General features: G+C 68.2%; 2 protein-coding genes. Both read left to right on the top strand.

Going from position 1 to position 1,892, the window contains the following annotated elements:
* Window positions 1-161 precede the first annotated feature (161 nt).
* Window positions 162-1,178, top strand: a complete 1,017-nt coding sequence (locus ACFWEJ_RS28580; protein ID WP_285101000.1) for a DNA-directed RNA polymerase subunit alpha — start codon at window positions 162-164, stop codon at window positions 1,176-1,178.
* A gap of 58 nt (window positions 1,179-1,236) precedes the next feature.
* Entirely contained in the window at window positions 1,237-1,836 is a 600-nt protein-coding gene (gene rplQ, locus ACFWEJ_RS28575) for a 50S ribosomal protein L17 (RefSeq protein WP_377232536.1), read from the top strand.
* The last annotated feature ends 56 nt before the right edge of the window (window positions 1,837-1,892 follow it).

The raw sequence follows: 1,892 nt of genomic DNA, 5'->3' as shown, positions 1-1,892 counted from the left end.
CCTCCGGCCCTGGGGGCCGGAGGCACAACCTGATCGCGACATCCGCTCACCGTTCGCGGTGAGCACCCCGCCTGGTCGGTGACAGAGATCCGCCCGGGCTGCGAGAGATCGCAAGGCCGTGATGCGTCATATAGCGGACGCACACTGAAAGGACACCCACAGTGCTCATCGCACAGCGCCCCACGCTGACCGAAGAGGTCATCTCGGAGAGCCGTTCCCGCTTCTCCATCGAGCCGCTCGAGCCTGGCTTCGGCTACACGCTCGGCAACTCGATGCGTCGCACGCTGCTGTCGTCCATCCCGGGCGCAGCCGTCACGTCCATCCGTATCGACAACGTGCTGCACGAGTTCAGCACCGTGTCGGGCGTGAAGGAGGACGTCACCGAGATCATCCTCAACATCAAGAACCTCGTCGTCTCCTCGGAGAACGACGAGCCCGTCGTGATGTACCTGCGCAAGCAGGGCGCCGGCACCGTGACCGCCGCGGACATCGTTCCGCCGGCGGGGGTCGAGGTGCACAACCCCGACCTGCACATCGCCACCCTCAACGACAAGGGCAAGCTCGAGATCGAGCTGACCGTCGAGCGGGGCCGTGGGTACGTGTCCGCCGCGCAGAACAAGCAGTTCGACGCGGAGATCGGGCGCATCCCGGTCGACTCGATCTACTCGCCGGTCCTCAAGGTCACGTACAAGGTCGAGGCCACCCGAGTCGAGCAGCGCACCGACTTCGACAAGCTCATCGTCGACGTCGAGACCAAGCAGGCGATCACGCCTCGCGACGCGCTCGCTTCGGCTGGCAAGACCCTGGTCGAGCTGTTCGGCCTGGCACGTGAGCTGAACGTCGAGGCCGAGGGCATCGAGATCGGCCCGTCGCCGACGGACACCGCGCTGGCCGCGGACCTGGCGCTGCCGATCGAGGAGCTCAACCTCACCATCCGTTCGTACAACTGCCTCAAGCGCGAGGGCATCCACCAGGTGGGCGAGCTCGTGGCCCGCAGCGAGGCGGACCTGCTCGACATCCGCAACTTCGGTGCCAAGTCGATCACCGAGGTCAAGGAGAAGCTGGCCGAGCTCGGCCTCAGCCTCAAGGACTCGCCGCTGGACTTCGATCCGGCCGGCGCCTCGTACTTCGAGGGTGGCGACTCCGCGGCCTACAGCAGCGACGAGCAGTCGTACTGACGTCCCGCACCCGGCCTAGGCCGGGTGCGCGGAACCACATTCAAGGAGACAAGCAACAATGCCTACCCCCACCAAGGGCGCGCGGCTCGGCGGTAGCCCGGCTCACGAGCGCCTGATCCTCGCGAACCTGTCGACCTCGCTCTTCGAGCACGGCCGCATCACGACCACCGAGACCAAGGCCAAGCGCCTGCGTCCGCTGGCCGAGCGTCTGATCACGTTCGCGAAGAAGGGCGACCTGTCCGCCCGTCGCCGCGTGCTCACGGTCGTCCGCGACAAGGGCGTGGTCCACACGCTGTTCACCGAGATCGCCCCGGCCATGGCCGAGCGCAACGGTGGCTACACGCGCATCACCAAGATCGGCACCCGCAAGGGCGACAACGCGCCGATGGCGGTCATCGAGCTCATCACCGAGCCCGTGAGCCCCAAGCAGGCCGTCGTCAAGGAGGCCACCAAGGCCGCCGAGAAGGCTGCCCCGGTCGAGGACGCGCCCGTCGAGGACGCTCCGGTCGAGGAGACCCCCGCCGAGGACGTCAAGGACGCCCCCGCTGAGGACGCTCCCGCCGAGGAGACCACCCCGGCCCCCCGGGCCCGGACCGCGCCGCCACGGGCTGGTTCGAACACCTCCCGCTGCCCCGCCCCGTCGCCGACCGCTGCTTGACACCTCGCTTGATCACCCCAGCCGCCGGCCTCTCGTCGGCGTGCCCCGGGGTACAC

The organism is Promicromonospora sp. NPDC060204, assembly GCF_042728455.1.
GTDB lineage: Bacteria > Actinomycetota > Actinomycetes > Actinomycetales > Cellulomonadaceae > Promicromonospora.
This window is presented reverse-complemented; position numbering and strand designations above follow the sequence as displayed.

Bases quoted from the DNA above. Each gene is read 5' to 3' on its own strand.
- rplQ (WP_377232536.1), top strand. From the start codon at position 1,237: ATGCCTACCCCCACCAAGGGCGCGCGGCTCGGCGGTAGCCCGGCTCAC.